19 protein-coding genes and 1 tRNA gene are annotated in these 17619 nt (G+C 64.7%); 4 read left to right on the top strand and 16 right to left on the bottom strand.

What is annotated here, in order from left to right; genetic code table 11:
* Positions 1-18: 18 nt before the first annotated feature.
* From E6C76_RS00550 to tpiA, 16 genes are all read right to left on the bottom strand, one after another.
* The gene (locus E6C76_RS00550) at positions 19-1500 is read right to left on the bottom strand and encodes an NADH-quinone oxidoreductase subunit M (RefSeq protein ID WP_136346328.1); all 1482 of its coding nucleotides are present in this window, start codon (positions 1498-1500) and stop codon (positions 19-21) included.
* A 67-nt stretch (positions 1501-1567) separates the two neighbouring features.
* A complete protein-coding gene (nuoL, locus tag E6C76_RS00545) occupies positions 1568-3607 on the bottom strand; it encodes an NADH-quinone oxidoreductase subunit L (RefSeq protein WP_136346327.1) in 2040 nt (679 codons plus the stop codon).
* 12 nt (positions 3608-3619) lie between these two features.
* Positions 3620-3925, bottom strand: coding sequence for an NADH-quinone oxidoreductase subunit NuoK (gene nuoK, locus E6C76_RS00540; protein WP_136346326.1), 306 nt, complete (start codon positions 3923-3925; stop codon positions 3620-3622).
* Between the two features lie 43 nt (positions 3926-3968).
* On the bottom strand, positions 3969-4571 hold the full coding sequence (locus tag E6C76_RS00535) for an NADH-quinone oxidoreductase subunit J (protein ID WP_136346325.1): 603 nt from the start codon (positions 4569-4571) through the stop codon (positions 3969-3971).
* A gap of 39 nt (positions 4572-4610) precedes the next feature.
* Positions 4611-5096 (bottom strand): NADH-quinone oxidoreductase subunit NuoI, encoded by a 486-nt coding sequence (gene nuoI / locus E6C76_RS00530; RefSeq protein ID WP_136346324.1) that lies wholly within the window; start codon positions 5094-5096, stop codon positions 4611-4613.
* 10 nt (positions 5097-5106) lie between these two features.
* A complete protein-coding gene (gene nuoH, locus E6C76_RS00525; protein WP_136346323.1) occupies positions 5107-6156 on the bottom strand; it encodes an NADH-quinone oxidoreductase subunit NuoH in 1050 nt (349 codons plus the stop codon).
* Positions 6156-8498 carry an NADH-quinone oxidoreductase subunit NuoG gene (gene nuoG / locus E6C76_RS00520; protein ID WP_136346322.1) on the bottom strand — a complete coding sequence of 781 codons (2343 nt, stop codon included), beginning with the start codon at positions 8496-8498 and terminating at the stop codon, positions 6156-6158. Before nuoG ends, nuoH begins: the two co-directional genes overlap by 1 nt.
* Positions 8492-9796 (bottom strand): NADH-quinone oxidoreductase subunit NuoF, encoded by a 1305-nt coding sequence (gene nuoF / locus E6C76_RS00515; RefSeq protein ID WP_136346952.1) that lies wholly within the window; start codon positions 9794-9796, stop codon positions 8492-8494. Before nuoF ends, nuoG begins: the two co-directional genes overlap by 7 nt.
* An 11-nt stretch (positions 9797-9807) precedes the next feature.
* Positions 9808-10287, bottom strand: coding sequence for an NADH-quinone oxidoreductase subunit NuoE (gene nuoE, locus E6C76_RS00510; RefSeq protein ID WP_136346321.1), 480 nt, complete (start codon positions 10285-10287; stop codon positions 9808-9810).
* An 85-nt stretch (positions 10288-10372) separates the two neighbouring features.
* Positions 10373-11626, bottom strand: a complete 1254-nt coding sequence (locus tag E6C76_RS00505; RefSeq protein ID WP_136346320.1) for an NADH-quinone oxidoreductase subunit D — start codon at positions 11624-11626, stop codon at positions 10373-10375.
* Positions 11619-12224, bottom strand: a complete 606-nt coding sequence (locus E6C76_RS00500; protein ID WP_136346319.1) for an NADH-quinone oxidoreductase subunit C — start codon at positions 12222-12224, stop codon at positions 11619-11621. Before E6C76_RS00500 ends, E6C76_RS00505 begins: the two co-directional genes overlap by 8 nt.
* A 14-nt stretch (positions 12225-12238) precedes the next feature.
* The gene (locus tag E6C76_RS00495; protein WP_136346318.1) at positions 12239-12715 is read right to left on the bottom strand and encodes a NuoB/complex I 20 kDa subunit family protein; all 477 of its coding nucleotides are present in this window, start codon (positions 12713-12715) and stop codon (positions 12239-12241) included.
* 3 nt (positions 12716-12718) lie between these two features.
* Positions 12719-13093 (bottom strand): NADH-quinone oxidoreductase subunit A, encoded by a 375-nt coding sequence (gene ndhC, locus E6C76_RS00490; protein WP_136346317.1) that lies wholly within the window; start codon positions 13091-13093, stop codon positions 12719-12721.
* A gap of 92 nt (positions 13094-13185) precedes the next feature.
* A tRNA-Leu gene (locus E6C76_RS00485) sits at positions 13186-13270 on the bottom strand.
* A gap of 276 nt (positions 13271-13546) precedes the next feature.
* Positions 13547-13894 (bottom strand): preprotein translocase subunit SecG, encoded by a 348-nt coding sequence (gene secG, locus E6C76_RS00480; RefSeq protein ID WP_136346316.1) that lies wholly within the window; start codon positions 13892-13894, stop codon positions 13547-13549.
* Between the two features lie 21 nt (positions 13895-13915).
* Positions 13916-14668 (bottom strand): triose-phosphate isomerase, encoded by a 753-nt coding sequence (gene tpiA, locus E6C76_RS00475; RefSeq protein ID WP_136346315.1) that lies wholly within the window; start codon positions 14666-14668, stop codon positions 13916-13918.
* A 184-nt stretch (positions 14669-14852) separates the two neighbouring features.
* Here tpiA and E6C76_RS00470 point away from each other — a divergent pair, with 184 nt between their 5' ends.
* The 4 genes from E6C76_RS00470 to E6C76_RS00455 all read left to right on the top strand — a co-directional run bounded on the left by E6C76_RS00470 (position 14853) and on the right by E6C76_RS00455 (position 17582).
* Positions 14853-16112, top strand: coding sequence for a SpoIIE family protein phosphatase (locus E6C76_RS00470; protein ID WP_136346314.1), 1260 nt, complete (start codon positions 14853-14855; stop codon positions 16110-16112).
* Between the two features lie 17 nt (positions 16113-16129).
* Complete coding sequence (locus E6C76_RS00465; RefSeq protein ID WP_136346313.1) at positions 16130-16678, top strand: SiaB family protein kinase; 549 nt, start codon at positions 16130-16132, stop codon at positions 16676-16678.
* Between the two features lie 29 nt (positions 16679-16707).
* Positions 16708-17100, top strand: a complete 393-nt coding sequence (locus tag E6C76_RS00460) for a DUF1987 domain-containing protein (protein ID WP_136346312.1) — start codon at positions 16708-16710, stop codon at positions 17098-17100.
* A 101-nt stretch (positions 17101-17201) separates the two neighbouring features.
* Positions 17202-17582, top strand: a complete 381-nt coding sequence (locus E6C76_RS00455; RefSeq protein ID WP_136346311.1) for an ArsR/SmtB family transcription factor — start codon at positions 17202-17204, stop codon at positions 17580-17582.
* Positions 17583-17619 lie beyond the last annotated feature (37 nt).

Raw genomic sequence — 17619 nt, 5'->3', positions numbered from 1 at the left:
AGGTGTTCGCCTGCTCGCTCAGAGCTTGCTCACGGCAACATGCCGCAGGAGTTCATCGACCGAGGCATGCATCACTTCGGTGAACGGGAAGGGATAGACGCCCATCGCCAGCACGCACAGCGCCAGCACCGCGAGGAAGGCGAATTCACGCCCGTTGATGTCTTCCAGTTCCGCCACGTGCGGGTTGGCCACGTCGCCGAACACCACGCGCTTGTACATCCACAGGGTGTAGGCCGCGCCGAGGATCAGCGTGGTCGCCGCCAGGAAGGCCACCCAGAAGTTGAATTCCACCGCGCCCAGCACCACCATGAATTCGCCGACGAAGCCGCTGGTGCCCGGCAGGCCGGCGTTGGCCATGGCGAACAGCATGAAGAAGGCGGCGAACTTGGGCATGCGATTGACCACGCCGCCGTAGTCGGAAATCTCGCGGGAGTGCATGCGGTCGTACAGCACGCCGATGCACAGGAACATGGCGCCCGACACGAAGCCGTGGGAGATCATCTGCACCAGCGCGCCTTCGATGCCGAGCTGGTTGAACATGAAGAAACCCAGCGTGACGAAGCCCATGTGGGCGATCGACGAATAGGCCACTAGCTTCTTCATGTCGGTCTGCACCAGGGCGACGAAGCCGATGTACACCACGGCGATCAGCGACAGCGCGATCATCAGCGGCGCATAGGCCTGCGCGGCGTCCGGCACGATCGGCAGGGAGAAGCGCAGGAAACCGTAGGCACCGAGCTTCAGCGCGATGGCCGCCAGCACCACCGAGCCGCCGGTGGGCGCCTGCACGTGGGCGTCGGGCAGCCAAGTATGCACCGGCCACATCGGCACCTTGACCGCGAAGGCCGCCAGGAAGGCGAAGAAGATCAGCGTCTGCGCGCCCATCGGGATCGGCAGCTGGTGCCAGTCGAGGATGCTGAAGCTGCCGCCGGCCTGCATGAACAGGTAGAGCAGCGCGACCAGCATCATCAGCGAGCCGACCAGGGTGTAGAGGAAGAACTTGATCGCCGCATACACGCGGTTGTTGCCGCCCCAGATGCCGATCACCAGGTACAGCGGGATCAGCGAGGCTTCGAAGAACACGTAGAACAGGATGCCGTCGAGCGCGGAGAAGATGCCGTTCATCAGCCCGGACATGATCAGGAAGGCGGCGAGGTACTGCGCCACTTTCTGCTGGATGACCTGCCAGCCGGCGACCACCACGATGATCGTGATGAAGGCGTTGAGAATCACGAACAGCACCGAGATGCCATCCACGCCCAGGTGATAGTTGATGTTGAACAGCAGGATCCACGGGCTGAGTTCGACGAACTGCATCGTCGCCGTACCGGTGTCGAACCCGGTGTACAGCGGGATGGTGACCGCGAAGCCGGCCAGTGCGACCAACAGGGCCAGGGCGCGCGCCAACGGCGCGTTGCGATCGCCGCCGGTGGCGAGCACCAGCAGGCCCCCGAGGATCGGAATCCAGATCGCTAGGCTGAGGAGAGGCATACCCGTCATCGTAAAGTCCGTTCAGTACGTCGCCGCCGTGGCGTCTTTGTCGTTATTCAATGTCCAGCAGTCCCGCTCACCCGCGGTTGAACCAGAAGGTGAGCAGCACGAATACGCCGACGATCATCGCGAAGGCGTACTGGTACAGGTGTCCGGTCTGGAACAGGCGGCTGGCCTGGGCGATCCAGCCCACCAGCCTGGCGGTGCCGTTGACCGCGACGCCGTCGATCACCGCCTGATCGCCGCCCTTCCACAGGCCGCGGCCCAGCAGGCGCGAGCCGGCGGCGAAGAACACTTCGTTGAAGCGATCGAAGTAGTACTTGTTCTCCAGCAGCGTGTAGATCGGCTGGCAGGCGCGCTGGATGGCGGCCGGGATGTCCGGGCGCTTCAGGTAGAAGAACCAGGCCACCGCCACGCCGCTGATCGCCAGCCAGAACGGCGCGGTCTGCAGGCCATGGACGGCCATGCCCAGCGGGCCGTGGAAGCTGGCGGCCAGTTCGGACAGGCCGACGTGGTTGTCGCCGACGAAGATCACGTCCTTGAACCATTCACCGAACAGCATCGGCTCGATGGTGAAATAGCCGATCAGCACGGAAGGAATCGCCAGCAGCACCAGCGGCACGGTGACCACCCAGGGCGATTCGTGCGGCTTCTGGCCGGGCGCGAGGCCGTGGTGGTGCTCGTCGTGCTGGTCGTCCGCGTGCCCGTCGTCGGCATGCGCATCCGCATGGTGGCCGTGGTGGGCGTCGTGCGCCTTGCCGAAGCGCTCCTCGCCGTGGAACACCAGGAAGTACATGCGGAAGGAATAGAACGCGGTGACGAACACGCCCACCAGCACGCAGAACAGCGCGTAGCCGGCACCCGGGATCTGCGCCGCATGCACGGCCTCGATGATCGAGTCCTTGGAGTAGAAGCCGGCGAACAGCGGGAAGCCGATCAGCGCCAGCGAGCCCAGCAGCGAGGTGATCCAGGTGATCGGCATGTGCTTCCACAGGCCGCCCATGTTGCGCATGTCCTGGTCGTGGTGCATGCCGATGATCACCGAGCCGGCGCCGAGGAACAGCAGGGCCTTGAAGAAGGCGTGGGTCATCAGGTGGAACACCGCCGCCGAGTAGGCTGACACACCCAGCGCCACGGTCATGTAGCCGAGCTGGGAGAGCGTGGAGTAGGCCACCACGCGCTTGATGTCGTTCTGCACGATGCCCAGGAAGCCCATGAACAGCGCGGTGGTGGCGCCGATCACCAGCACGAAGGACAGTGCCGTGTCGGACAGTTCGAACAGCGGCGACATGCGCGCCACCATGAAGATGCCCGCGGTCACCATGGTCGCTGCGTGGATCAGCGCGGAGATCGGCGTGGGGCCTTCCATGGAATCCGGCAGCCAGACGTGCAGCGGCACCTGCGCGGACTTGCCCATCGCGCCAATGAACAGACAGATGCAGATCGCCGTGATCAGCGGCCAGCCGGTCACCGCCATGTCCTGCGCGGCCAGGCTTTCGGCCTGGGCGAACACCTCGGCGTAGTCCAGCGAGCCGGTGTAGGCGGCGATCAGGCCGATGCCGAGCAGGAAGCCGAAGTCGCCCACGCGGTTGACCAGGAAGGCCTTCATGTTGGCGTAGATGGCGGTCGGACGCTTGTACCAGAAGCCGATCAGCAGGTAGGACACCAGGCCCACCGCCTCCCAGCCGAAGAACAGCTGGAGGAAGTTGTTCGACATCACCAACATCAGCATGGAGAAGGTGAACAGCGAGATGTAGCTGAAGAAGCGTTGGTAGCCGGGGTCTTCCGACATGTAGCCGATGGTGTAGAGGTGCACCATGAGCGACACGAAGGTGACCACCAGCATCATCATCACCGTGAGCGAGTCGATCAGGAAGCCGATCTGGAAGGTGATGCCGCCGCTTTCCAGCCAGGTGTACACCGGGCCGTTGAAGGTGTTGCCGGCCGCCACGTCCTGGTAGATCACCACCGAGGCCGCAAGCGCCACCGCCACCCCGAGGATGGTGACGACGTGCGCGCCGCTGCGGCCGATGGCCTTGCCGAACAGGCCGGCGAGGATGGCACCGGCCAGCGGAGCCAGCGGAACCAGGAGATAGAGCGTTTGCATGTCGGTCATCGCGCCGCTTCCTTAACCCTTGAGGCTGTCCAGATCATCCACGTGGATGGTGCGCAGATTGCGGAACAGCACCACCAGAATCGCCAGGCCGATGGCCGATTCGGCCGCCGCCACGGTGAGGATGAAGAATACGAAGACCTGCCCCGCGATGTCGCCCAGATAGTGCGAGAAGGCGACGAAGTTGAGGTTCACCGCGAGCAGCATCAGTTCAATGGCCATCAGCAGCACGATCAGGTTCTTCCGGTTGAGGAAGATCCCGACCACGCCGATCGCGAACAGGATCGCGCCCAGGATGAGGTAATGGGAAAGCGAAAGCATCTATGACTCCCTGATCGCCCCGGCCACGCGGCCGGCGCGGTTCTTATTCCTTTTCGGCCGGCATGCTCACCAGTTCGACACGGCCATCGCGCTTCACCGCCACCTGATCGGCCGGATCGATGTACTTGACGCCCTTGCGCTTGCGCAGCGTCAGCGTGACCGCCGCGACCATCGCCACCAGCAACACCAGGGAAGCCAGTTCGAACGGATAGACATATTCGGTATACAGCACCATGCCCAGTTCGCGGGTGTTGCTGTAGCCCTCGGCCGCGGCCGCCGGGGTCGGCATGGCATCCAGGCCGAAATAGCGCCCGCCCAGCACGATGGCCATCTCGACCACCAGCAGGATGCCGATCAGCGCCCCCACCGGCAGGTAGCCCCAGAAACCCTCGCGCAGGCGGTCGAGGTTGATATCGAGCATCATCACCACGAAGAGGAACAGCACCATCACCGCGCCCACGTAGGTCATCACCAGCACGATGGCGAGGAACTCGGCCTGCAGCAGCAGCCAGATGCCCCCCGCGGTGAAGAACGCCAGCACCAGGTGCAGCGCCGCGTGCACCGGATTGCGCGCGGTGATCACGCGCAGCGCGGCGAACACCAGGATCGCGGCGAATAAGTAGAAGACGAAAGTCTTGAATTCCATGTTCAGTTCCGCGCCGCCGCTCCGGCGGGCGCCCTCCCCTTAGCGATACTTGGCATCCTGCTCGCGGTCCGCGGCGATCTGGGCTTCATGCCTGTCGCCCACCGCCAGCAGCATCTGCTTGGTGTAGTAGAGATCCCCGCGCTGTTCGCCGTGATACTCGAGCACCCGTGTTTCAACGATCGCATCGACGGGACAGGCTTCCTCGCAGAACCCGCAGAAGATGCACTTGGTCAGATCGATGTCGTAGCGCGAGGTACGGCGCGAACCGTCGGCGCGCTGCTCGGACTCGATGGTGATCGCCATCGCCGGGCAGATCGCCTCGCACAGCTTGCAGGCGATGCAGCGTTCCTCGCCGTTGGGATAGCGGCGCAGCGCGTGCAGACCGCGGAAGCGGTTGCTCTGCGGCGTCCTCTCCTCCGGGAACATGATGGTGATCTTGCGGGCGAACATGTGCCGCCCGGTGATCTGCATGCCCTTAAGCAGTTCCTTGAGGAACAGGCTACCGATGAAGTCCTTGGCACCCATGGTCTTTATCTCACTTCCAGATCGACAGCGGGGACATCATCCACACCGCCACGACCACCACCCATACCAGGGTGACGGGAATGAACACCTTCCAGCCCAGGCGCATCACCTGGTCGTAGCGGAAACGCGGGAAAGTCGCGCGCACCCACAGGAAGACGAACAGGATGGCAGCGGTCTTGGCCGCCAGCCAGTGGAAACCGTCGGGCAGGAAACCCACCGGCGACAGCCAGCCGCCGAGGAACAGGATCGAGGTCAGAATGGAAACCAGGATCATGTTGGCGTACTCGGCCAGGAAGAACAGCGCGAAGGCCATGCCGGAGTATTCCACCATGTGGCCGGCCACCACTTCCGCCTCGCCTTCCACCACGTCGAACGGCGCGCGGTTGGTCTCGGCGATGCCGGACACCAGATACACCACGAACATCGGCAGCAGCGGCAGCCAGTTCCACGACAGGAAGGACAGCCCCATGTCGTGGAAGCGCCCGGTGCCCTGCGAGGTGACGATGTCGGTGAGATTGAGACTGGCCGAAACCAGCAGCACGCAGATCAGCGCGAAGCCCATCGACACTTCGTAGGACACCATCTGCGCGGTGGCCCGCATCGCGCCGACGAAGGCGTACTTGGAGTTGGACGCCCAGCCGGCGATGATCACCCCGTAGATTTCCAGCGACAGGATGGCCAGGATGAACAGCAGGCCGGCATTGATGTCGGCCAGCACCAGACCGTCGTCGAACGGCACCACGGCCCAGGCCGCCAGCGACGGCGCGAGCGCCAAGATGGGGCCGATGATGTACAGGCCTTTGCTGGCGCCGCTGGGGACGATGACTTCCTTGAACAGCAGCTTGAGCGCGTCCGCGATCGGCTGCAGCAGGCCGAGCGGTCCCACCACGTTGGGCCCCTTGCGCACCTGCATGGCGCCGATGACCTTGCGTTCCGCGTAGGTCATGTAGGCCACGCAGGTCATCAGCGGGGCGAGGATGGCGACGATCTTGACCAGGGTCCATACCAGCGGCCAAGTCGGACCGAAGAACTGCGCCACCGGTTCGAGCAATGCTTCCATCAGATACGCTCCACGCTGATTGCACCGCTCAGCGCGCCCAGCGTCGCGCTGTCCGGATGGGCCGCCGCCACGCGCACGCAGCCTTCGGCCAGGCGCTCATCGGCGACCACGGTCAATTCGGCACCAGCCGAACCCTGCACCAGGCGCACCCGCTCCCCGCCGGCCAGACCCAGCGCGGCCAGCGTGGCCGGGCTGATGCGCGCCTGCGGCGCGGCGGCGTCGCGCGTGCGGCGCAGCGCATCCGCGCGGCGCGCCAGCGGATCGGCGAAATGGATGGGCACGTCGGCCACGCGTTCCAGCACGCCCACCGGCAGATCCTGGGCTGCGCTCAGCGCCACGCCCTCGACACGGTTGCTCAGGTAGGCGGCCGGCTCGGCGGGCAACGCGTCGGCGCGTACCGCCTCGGAATCGCTGTAGTCGAAGCCGGACAGCTGCAACAGGTTGCCCAGCACGCGCAGCACCTTCCAGGCCGGGCGCGTCTCGCCCAGCGGACGGGCCACCGCGACGAAGCTCTGCGCGCGGCCTTCGGTATTCACGAAGGTACCCGAAGTCTCGGCGAACGGCGCCACCGGCAACAGCACGTCGGCGACTTCGCGCAGGCTGGCCGAAGTGAAGGCAGACAGCGCCACCACCAGGCGTGCGCCGCCCAGCGCGGCCACCGTGGCGGCCGGGTCGGCGAAGTCCAGATCGGGCTCGGCGCCGAGCAGCACGTAGGCCTTGCGCGGCTCCTCGATCATGCGGCGCGCGTTGAGTCCGTCGGCGGACGGCAGCGCACCGGCCAGATAGCCGCCCACGCTATTGGCCGCCTCGCCGATCACGCCGACTGTGCCGTCGGTCAGGCGGGCGATCTCATTGGCCAGCAGGCGCAGTTCGGCGGCGCGCTGATCCTGCGCGGCTAGGTTGCCCAGCCACACCGCGACCTTGCGCCCGGAATCCAGACTGCCGGCGATGGCGCGCGCCTCGGCGGAAACCTCCGTCGGCAGCGCACCGGCCAGGCGCTCATCGATCGCCACACCCTTCGCCGCGGCCAGCGCCACGACGATCTGCCCCAGCGTGCCGACCAGCGCGGACGGCGCGACCAGCGCGCGATGGCGCACCGGCAGCAGCCATTCGTCGGCGGTGGGGCCCACCACGCTGACGTGCAGGCCGCGCTTGGCAGCCTGGCGTACGCGCTGGGCGAGCAGCGGATTGTCCTTGCGCAGGAAGCTGCCAACCACCAGCAGGCGATTCAGTTCGCCCACTTCGGCGATCTTCATGCCCAGCCACGGAGCGCCGGTGGGATTCGCGTCGGCGCGGAAATCGGCCTGGCGCAGGCGGAAATCCACGTTGCCGGAACCCAGCCCGCGGACGAGCTTCTGCAGCAGGTAGAGTTCTTCGACGGTGGCGTGCGGCGAGCCCAGCGCGCCGATGGCCGCCGGACCATGCTCGCGGGACACGTCGAGCAGGCCGTTGGCGGTGAATTCCAGCGCGCTCTGCCAATCGACCGCCTTCCACTCGCCATCCTGCTTGATCATCGGCGTGGTCAGGCGCTCTTCGCTTTCCAGGCCTTCGTAGGAGAAGCGGTCCTTGTCGGACAGCCAGCATTCATTGACTTCCTCGTTCTCCAGCGGCAGCACGCGCTTGACCACGTCGTGCTTGGTCTGCACGATCAGGTTGGCACCCAGCGAATCGTGCGGACTCACCGAGCGGCGACGGGACATTTCCCAGGTGCGCGCGGAGAAGCGGAAAGGCTTGGAGGTCAGTGCGCCCACCGGGCACAGGTCGATGATGTTGCCGGAGAGTTCGGAGTCCACCGTCTTTTCGATGAACGGCATGATCTCCGCGTGCTCGCCGCGGAAGGCCTGGCCCAGTTCCATCTCGCCGGCGATCTCGGCGGTGAAGCGCACGCAGCGGGTGCAGTTGATGCACCGGGTCATGTCGGTGGATACCAGCGGCCCGAGGTTCTTGTTGAACACCACGCGCTTTTCTTCCTGATAGCGCGAGGCCGCGCCGCCGTAGCCGACGGCCAGATCCTGCAGTTGGCATTCGCCGCCCTGGTCGCAGATCGGGCAGTCCAGCGGGTGGTTGATCAGCAGGAACTCCATCACCCCCTTCTGCGCCTTCACCGCTGCCTCGGAGTGGGTCCATACCTTCATGCCGGCGGTGACCGGGGTCGCACAGGCCGGCAGCGGCTTGGGCGCCTTTTCCACCTGAACCAGACACATCCGGCAGTTGGCCGCGATGGACAGCTTCTTGTGATAGCAGAAGTGGGGAATGTAGACGCCGGCCTGATTGGCGGCATCCATCACGGTGCTACCGTCCTGCACCGATACCTGCTTGCCGTCGATTTCGATCTCTAGCATGAGGGGCTCACGTAGATGTTGCTGCCGGCGTACTGCGCTTCAGGCGATACGAGGCATTTCTTGTTTTCGATGTGGTACATGAATTCGTCGCCGAAGTGCTTGACGAAACTCTGCACCGGCATCGAAGCGGCGTCACCCAGGGCACAGATGGTACGGCCCATGATGTTGCCGGTGACCGAATTGAGGAGATCCAGATCGTCCTGGCGGCCCAGGCCGTGCTCGATGCGATGCACCACGCGATACAGCCAGCCGGTGCCTTCGCGGCACGGCGTGCATTGGCCGCAGGATTCCTCGAAGTAGAAGTAGGACAGACGCTCCAGCGCCTTGACCATGCAGGTGGTCTCGTCCATGACGATGACCGCGCCGGAACCGAGCATCGACCCCGCCTTGGAGATCGAATCGTAGTCCATGGTGCAGCCCATCATGATGTCGGCCGGCAGCACCGGGGCGGACGAACCGCCGGGGATCACCGCCTTGAGCTTGCGCCCGCCGCGCACCCCGCCGGCCATTTCCAGCAGTTCGGCGAACGGCGTGCCCAGCGGAATCTCGTAGTTGCCCGGACGATTGACGTGGCCGGACACCGAGAACAGCTTCATCCCGCCGTTGTTGGGCTTGCCGAGGTTGAGGAAGGACTCGCCGCCCATGTTCATGATGAACGGCACGGAGGCGAAGGTTTCGGTGTTGTTGATCGTCGTCGGCTTGCCGTACAGGCCGTAGCTCGCCGGGAACGGCGGCTTGAAGCGCGGCTGGCCCTTCTTGCCCTCGATGGACTCGAGCAGCGCGGTTTCCTCGCCGCAGATGTAGGCGCCGTAGCCGTGGTGGGCGAACAGTTCGAAGGAGAAATCCGAGCCGAGGATGTTCTGGCCGATCAGCTTGGCCGCCCTCGCCTCTTCCAGAGCCTCCTCGAAGCGCTGGTAGATCTCGAAGATTTCGCCGTGGATGTAGTTGTAGCCGCGCGCCGCGCCCATCGCGTAGGCGGCGATGGCCATGCCCTCGATGACGCTGTGCGGGTTGTAGCGCAGGATGTCGCGGTCCTTGAAGGTTCCCGGCTCGCCCTCGTCGGAGTTGCACGCGAGGTACTTGTCGCCCGGGAAGGAACGCGGCATGAAGCTCCACTTCAGGCCGGTCGGGAAGCCCGCGCCGCCACGGCCGCGCAGTACCGAGGCCTTCAGCTCGGCAATGATGGTGTCCTGCGGAATGCGTTCGGCGACGATCTTCTTCAGCGCCGAGTAGCCGCCGCGGGCGAGATAGTCCTGGAGCCGCCAGGTGCGGTCGCCGTCACAGCCGGCGAGGATCATGCCTTGCGTGCTCATTTGCCATCCAGTTCGGCCAGCAGCTGGTCGATCTTTTCACGGGTCATCCAGCTGCACATGCGATGGTTGTTGTGCAGCAGCACGGGCGCGTCACCACAGGCCCCCATGCACTCGCCTTCCTTCAAGGTGAACTTGCCGTCGGGCGTGGTCTCGTTGAAGCCGATGCCGAGCTTTTCCTTGAGGTACTCGGCCGCATGCACGCCACCGGACAGGGCACAGGGCAGGTTGGTGCACACGGTGATCTTGTGGCGGCCGACCGGCTCCAGGTCGTACATGTTGTAGAAGCTGGCGATCTCGTAGACGGCGATGGCCGGCATGTCGAGGTAGGCGGCGACGAACTCGATGGTCTCGTTGGCCAGCCAGCCCTTCTCGACCTGGGCGATGCGCAGGGCGGCCATCACCGCGGACTGCTTCTGGTCGGGCGGATACTTGGCGATCTCGCGATCGATCTGTTGGAGTGATTCCTGGCTCAGCATTGCGTACTCTTCTTCCCGTCAGCCTGCCTGTTCTCGTGTGCTCCGCCGCCTGGCCGGCGGCTGCTCTTGCCTCGCCTGCCCCGCGCTAGCGGTCGATCTCGCCGAACACGATGTCCATCGTACCGATGATCGCCACCACGTCGGCGATCATGTGCCCGCGCGACAATTCGTCCATGGCCGCCAGATGCGCGAACCCGGGGGCGCGCATCTTCAGCCGGTAGGGTTTGTTGGCGCCGTCGGACACCGCATACACGCCGAATTCGCCCTTGGGGTGCTCGATCGCGGCATAGACCTCGCCGGCCGGCACGTGGATGCCTTCGGTGAAGAGCTTGAAATGGTGGATCAGCTCTTCCATGTTGGCCTTCATCTTCTCGCGCGGCGGCGGAGCGACCTTGTGGTTGTCGGTGATCACCGGCCCCGGATTCTTGCGCAGCCAGTCGATGCACTGGCGGATGATGCGGTTGGACTGGCGCATCTCTTCCATGCGGCACAGGTAACGGTCGTAGCAGTCGCCGTTCTTGCCCACCGGAATGTCGAAATCGACCTTGTCGTAGACCTCGTAGGGCTGTTTCTTGCGCACGTCCCAGGCGATGCCCGAACCGCGCAGCATCGGCCCGGTAAACCCCAAGGCCAGCGCCTGCTCCGGCGACACCACGCCGATGCCCACGGTACGCTGCTTCCAGATACGGTTATCGCTCAGCAGGTTCTCGTATTCGTCACAGCACTTCGAGAAGCGTTCGGTGAAGTCTTCCAGGAAGTCGAGCAGCGAGCCCTCGCGCGCGGCGTTGAGTTCGCGCACGGTCTTCTCGTTCTTGAAACGGTTGACCTCGTACTTCGGCATGCGGTCGGGCAGATCGCGATAGACGCCGCCCGGCCGGTAGTAGGCCGCGTGCATGCGCGCGCCGGAAACCGCCTCGTAGGCGTCCATCAGGTCTTCGCGCTCGCGGAAGGTGTACAGCACCATCGTCATCGCGCCGATGTCCAGGCCGTGCGTGCCGATGTTCATCAGGTGGTTCAGGATGCGCGTGATCTCGTCGAACATCACGCGGATGTACTGCGCACGCTCCGGCACCTCGATGCCCAGCAGGCGCTCGATGGCCATACAGTAGGCGTGCTCGTTGCACATCATCGAAACGTAGTCGAGGCGGTCCATGTAGGGCACGGACTGCACCCAGGTACGCGTCTCGGCGAGCTTCTCGGTGCCGCGGTGCAGCAGGCCGATGTGCGGGTCGGCGCGTTCGACGACCTCGCCGGCCAGTTCCAGCACCAGGCGCAGCACGCCGTGCGCCGCCGGATGCTGCGGGCCAAAGTTGATCGTGTAGTTGCGGATCTCAGCCATGGCCGACGTCCCCGTAGTGTTCTTCGCGCACGATGCGCGGGGTGTTCTCGCGCGGCTCGATGGTCACCGGCTGATAGACCACGCGGCCGGTTTCAGGGTCGTAGCGCATCTCGACATGGCCGGAAACGGGGAAATCCTTGCGGAACGGATGACCGACGAAGCCGTAGTCGGTGAGGATGCGACGCAGGTCCGGATGGCCGCTGAACAGGATGCCGTAGAGGTCGAAGGTCTCGCGCTCGTACCAGTTCGCCGACGGCCATACACCGACCAGCGAATCGAGCACGGGGAATTCGTCGTCCTCGGCGAATGCACGCAGGCGCAGGCGCCAGTTGTGCCGCACCGACAGCAGATGCGTGGCAGCGGCGAAGCGCTTGCCCGCCCATTCGCCGTTCGCCCAGGCCGAATAGTCCACCCCGGACACGTCGATCAGCTGCTCGAACCCCAGTTCCGGCGTATCGCGCAGGGTCTGCGCCACGCGCAGATAGTCGGCGGCGGCCACCTCGATGGTCACTTCGCCGCGGTCGGTCACCAGATTCAGCAGCGCGTCGCCGAGAACGTCGCGCAGCGTCTGACTCAGTCTTTCCAGCTTGGCACTCATGCTTTGGCTACCCGTCAGCGTGCGATCGTGTTGGTGCGCTTGATCTTGTTCTGCAACTGGAAGATGCCGTAGAGCAGCGCCTCGGCCGTGGGCGGACAGCCCGGCACATAGACGTCGACCGGCACGATACGGTCACAGCCGCGCACCACCGAATAGGAATAGTGGTAATAGCCGCCGCCGTTGGCACAGGACCCCATGGAGATCACCCAGCGCGGCTCGGGCATCTGGTCATACACCCTGCGCAGCGCCGGCGCCATCTTGTTGCACAGCGTGCCGGCGACGATCATCAGATCGGACTGGCGAGGACTGGCGCGGAAGATGACGCCGAAGCGGTCGAGGTCGTAACGCGACATGCCCGCATGCATCATCTCCACCGCGCAACAGGCCAGCCCGAAAGTCACGGGCCAGAGAGAGCCGGTGCGCGTCCAGTTGATGACCGCGTCAAGCGAAGTGGTGACGAACCCTTCGCGCAGTACCCCTTCGATACTCATGCATTACTCCCAATCGAGTGCACCGTTCTTCCACTCGACGATGTAACCGATGACCAGCACAGCGAGAAAGACCATGACCGAACCGAACACGAACCACGCCTGCTCGCCGGCCGCGACAAAATCATGGAAGACCGTCGCCCACGGAAAGAGGAAGGCGATCTCGAGATCGAAAAGAATGAAGAGAATGGCGATCAGGTAGTAGCGGACGTCGAATTTCATTCGAGCGTCTTCGAACGCCTCAAAGCCGCACTCGTAGGGCGACAGCTTTGCGGCATCCGGGCGATGAGGACCCAGGATACGCCCAAGCAGGATGGGAACGACGCCGAATGCAAGGCCTACGAAAATGAAGACCAGGACGGGAAAATATCCTTCCAGCATCGCGATTAAGCCCCCGTGATTATGAAATTGTTATTGTTTTATGTCGATCCTGCGTGGAAACGCCCGCTTTGCGCGGGCGTGTCCCTAATCTTTGGTGCCGACGGTGAGACTCGAACTCACACGGCTTGCGCCACCACCCCCTCAAGATGGCGTGTCTACCAATTTCACCACGTCGGCACGGCCTTGTTAAGCAGCGGAATCATACATCCTTACTCCACCACTAGCAAGCCTCCATTGGCAAACGATCGGCAGGCATTTCCCATATAAATCTTCAGCAAATTTTCCTACTGCATGAAGGAAAATAAAATCAGAAGAAATTTAAAACCCCGGTAGGGTGCCGCCTCTTGCAATAGGAAATTTCCGACGCACCGAATAGCCGTTTGCCCAAAAAGTCAGGCATCTACCACTTCCGCGGCAGACGGCCATCAATCATGAGATTCCTTCCCATATCGCTCAGCGCGGAATTTCCCGCGCACGCGAATCATCAGCAGGCGCCTGATCGGCCGTACTCGGCGCGACCGGCAAGGCGCCTTCCATCACACTGGCGGGCGCGGACGGCTTATCACTGGCGATATAGCTCAGCCCCAGGCTGGTGAGGAAGAACACGGTCGCCAGCACCGCGGTGGTGCGGCTGAGGAAGTTGGCCGAACCGGACGAACCGAACAGGCTGCCGGAAGAGCCGCTGCCGAACGCGGCCCCCATGTCGGCGCCCTTGCCATGCTGCATCAGCACCAGGCCGATGACGGCCAGACCGACGATGACGTGGACCGAAAGCACCAGGGAAAACAAGAAGTTGTTCATTGCAGACCTTAAGGAAAGGTTTCAGGGTTGGGCATCCGCCGCCGCGCGGCAGATTGCCAGAAAATCATTCGCCACCAGGGACGCGCCGCCGATCAGCCCACCGTCGACCTCGTCCACGGAAAAAAGCTCCGCCGCGTTCTCCGGTTTGACGCTGCCACCATAAAGAATGGGCACGTCGGCCGGACGCGCGCAATGCTCGCGCAGCCAGGCCCGGATGCCCGCATGCGCCTCGCCGACCTGTCCGATGGAGGCGGACCGGCCGCTGCCGATCGCCCACACCGGTTCGTAGGCCAGCACCACGCCGGCAAGTGCTTCGCGGCCGAGCACCGCAGCCACCGCGTCCAGCTGGCGCTCCAGCACCGCCAGGGTCACGCCGCCCTCGCGCTCGGCGAGGGTTTCGCCCACGCAGACGATGGGCGTCAGCCCGGCTGCCAGCGCCGCAGCCGCCTTGCGCCCGACGGCCGCGTCGTCCTCACCGAACAGCGCCCGGCGCTCGGAGTGGCCGACGATGGCGTAGCGGCAGCCAAACTCGGCCAACATCGCGCCGGACACCTCACCGGTATAGGCACCCACGGCATATTCGCTGACATCCTGCGCGCCGAGCATCAGCACACCCCCATCAAGCAATGCACGCGCCTGGGCGAGGTATGGATACGGCACGCAGACCGCACACTCGACGCCCGCCACGCCGGACGACGCCAGCTCACCCAGCAGGGCCGCATTGGCCGCCAGGCTGCCATTCATCTTCCAGTTTCCGGCAACGAGCTTGTTCACGCAGAGTTCCAGCCAGTAAAACCGGGGAATTATAAAGCCCCCCTCAAGGCCAGGCAAACCGGCGGGCCATGCCACGGCTCGCCGACGGCCGCATTCTCGCCCGCCGTCACCCCCGTGCAACAGGACGCCGCTATCGTTGCCCTCCGATACGCATGCCCCCACCCGCCCTTCCGGAGCATCAACGATGAGCCATCAGCCGAACCCGGCGCCTCTTTCCATCCAGCCCTCCCGCCCCGCGCGCGAAATCATCCGGCGGTCCACCCGCGAGTTGCTGATTCCCGTGCCGCCGATCACTCCGGCGGTGACCAACGAAGAGGTATTCCGGCTCTTCGAGGATCAGGACCAACTGATCAGCCTGCCGGTGGTCGAGGATGGCCGCCCCATCGGCCTGATCAACCGGCACATCTTCATGGAAAGCCTGGCGCGCCCCTTCCATCGCGAGATCTACCTGCGCAAGAGCTGCATCGCCTTCATGGACAAGCGCCCGCTGCTCATCGACGAGGACACCAGCATCGAGGAGCTGTCCTTCCGCGTGCTGGCCGACGGCAGCAAGGTACTGGCCGACGGTTTCGTCGTGGTGCGCGACGGCTTCTATCGCGGCCTGGGCCTGGCGCAGGACATGCTGGCCGCGCTGGCCCACCTGCAGGCCGAGAAGAACCGCCTGGTGATGGAATCCATCGACTACGGCAGCATCATCCAGCGCTCGCTGTCGCGCGCCGCGCGCGAGGGCATGCGCGAGCACCTGCCCGACCATTTCCTGATCTGGGAACCGCGCGACGTGGTCAGCGGCGACTTCTACCACTTCCAGCATTTCGGCGACGGCTTCCTGCTGGTGCTGTTCGACTGCACCGGACACGGCGTGCCGGGGGCATTCATGACGCTGATCATGTCCGCCTTCCTGCGCGGGGCGCTGGATGCCGAACGCTGCCGCGACCCGGGCGCGCTGATCGGCGAGATCAACCGCAAGGTCAAGATCGCCATGGGCCAGTTCGACGAGCAGACCGACCCGAACGCCGAAAGTCACTCCGACGACGGCATGGACGCCGCGTTCTGCTGGTTCGAACCGGCCACCCGCCGCCTGGTGTATGCCGGCGCGCACATGCCGCTGATGCTCGCCCTGCCCGGCGCGGACGAGATCGTCACGCTCGACGGCGATCGCCACGGCGTGGGCTACGCCACCACCGCGCTCGAACAGACCTGGCAGAACCACGAGATGACCCTGCCGCCGGACAGCAGCGTGTATCTGTTCACCGACGGCGTGTTCGACCAGCTCGGCGGCGACAAGCGCATCGCCTTCGGCAAGCGCCGGGTACGCGCCTGCCTGACCGAGCACCGCGAGCGCCCGATGCCCGAACAGCGCCAGGCCCTGCTCGCTGCGCTGAGCGCCTACCAGGGCGACGAACCGCGCAAGGACGACGTCAGCGCCATCGGCCTGCGCGTCTGATTCACGGAGAAGCACCCTTGAACCTCGAAGACTTCAGCGTATTCCGCCAGCGCGCCTCCAGCGACGGCGTGCTGTTCTACTACACCGGCGAATTCTCCGCCAACGTCATCGGCGCCATGTCCGACACCGTGCGCGAACGCCTGGAGGCCCTGGGCACCCCGGGGCGCCTCGGCCGCAAGGTGTTCTCCACCTTCATGGAAATGGCGCAGAACATCCTGCACTACGCCGACGAGACGGCCTGCGAAGGGGGCCGCATCGGCGCCCTGGCGGTCGGCCAGGAACACGGCAAGTTCTACGTGCTGTGCGGCAATCCGGTGCGCACCGATCACGTCGAGCGCCTCCGCGCCCGCCTCGATCCGCTGCGCCGCATGACCCTGGACGAGATCAAGGCCGCCTACCGCGACCAGTTGCGCAGCGACACCAACGCCGGCGACCCCATCAGCAAGGGCGCCGGGCTGGGCTTCCTGACCGTGGCGCGCGAGGCCAGCGAACCCATCGACTACCACATCGTCTTCCGCGCCGATGAAAGCACGCACGCGGAGTTCTATCTGCGCGCGGTCATCTAGACCTCCATAAACATCGAGGAGAACCTGCGATGGAAAACCTGCACATTCCCGCCACCAAGGAAACCCCGGAAGTTCGCCTGGACCCCGGCAGCATGAGCTTCCATCTGGTCGGCGAGTCCTACCCGGAAAACGCCATGGCCTTCTACGCCCCCATCCGCGCCAGCCTGCAAAGCTTCCTGGAAGCGCCGGACAGCGCCCGCGGCGTGCAGGCCCACTTCAACCTGCGCTACTTCAACAGTTCCAGCACCAAGCTGATCCGCGCGCTGGTCGGCATGCTGCACCAGAAGGCCGCCGCCGGCGTGCGCGTGATCGCGCATTGGTACCACGATCCGGAGGACGACATGATGGCGGAGTTCGGGCTGGATCTGAAAGAAGAGTTCGACGCCCTGGAATTCAATCTGGTGGCCAGCGAGACCGCCTGAAGCGCCTTGCTTGCGCCGCCTGGACGGGCGGCGCATTGACGCCGGACGGAGGTGGGGGCAGAATAATTCAATATTTTTTGAAATATTGAAACCTGAAACCCATGCAGAAAGCCGCCGCCCTGCGCATCTTCGAAGCCCTGTCCTCGGGCGTGCGTCTGGACGTGTTCCGCCTTCTGGTACAAGCCGGCAAACCGGGCCGCGTAGCCGGCGAGATCGCCACGGCGCTGGACGTATCGCCCACCAACCTGTCCTTCCATCTCAAGGGCCTGCTCGCCGCCGGGCTGGTCAGCGTGGAGCAGGAAGGCCGCTTCCAGCGCTACCGCGCCAATATTCCGCTGATGCTGGAAACCATCGCCTATCTCACCGCGCACTGCTGCGGCGGCGATCCGGACGAGTGCGCCCGCCTGCGCGGGCATGCGCCGGACGCGGCGGCATTCCTGCCTCCGCTGGCCCACGACGCCGCAGGCCCGGGCGACCAGTGAAGTGCCCGCGCAGACCTGTACCGAACACACACACCCA

The organism is Pseudothauera nasutitermitis (genome assembly GCF_004801295.1).
GTDB lineage: Bacteria > Pseudomonadota > Gammaproteobacteria > Burkholderiales > Rhodocyclaceae > Pseudothauera > Pseudothauera nasutitermitis.
This window is presented reverse-complemented; position numbering and strand designations above follow the sequence as displayed.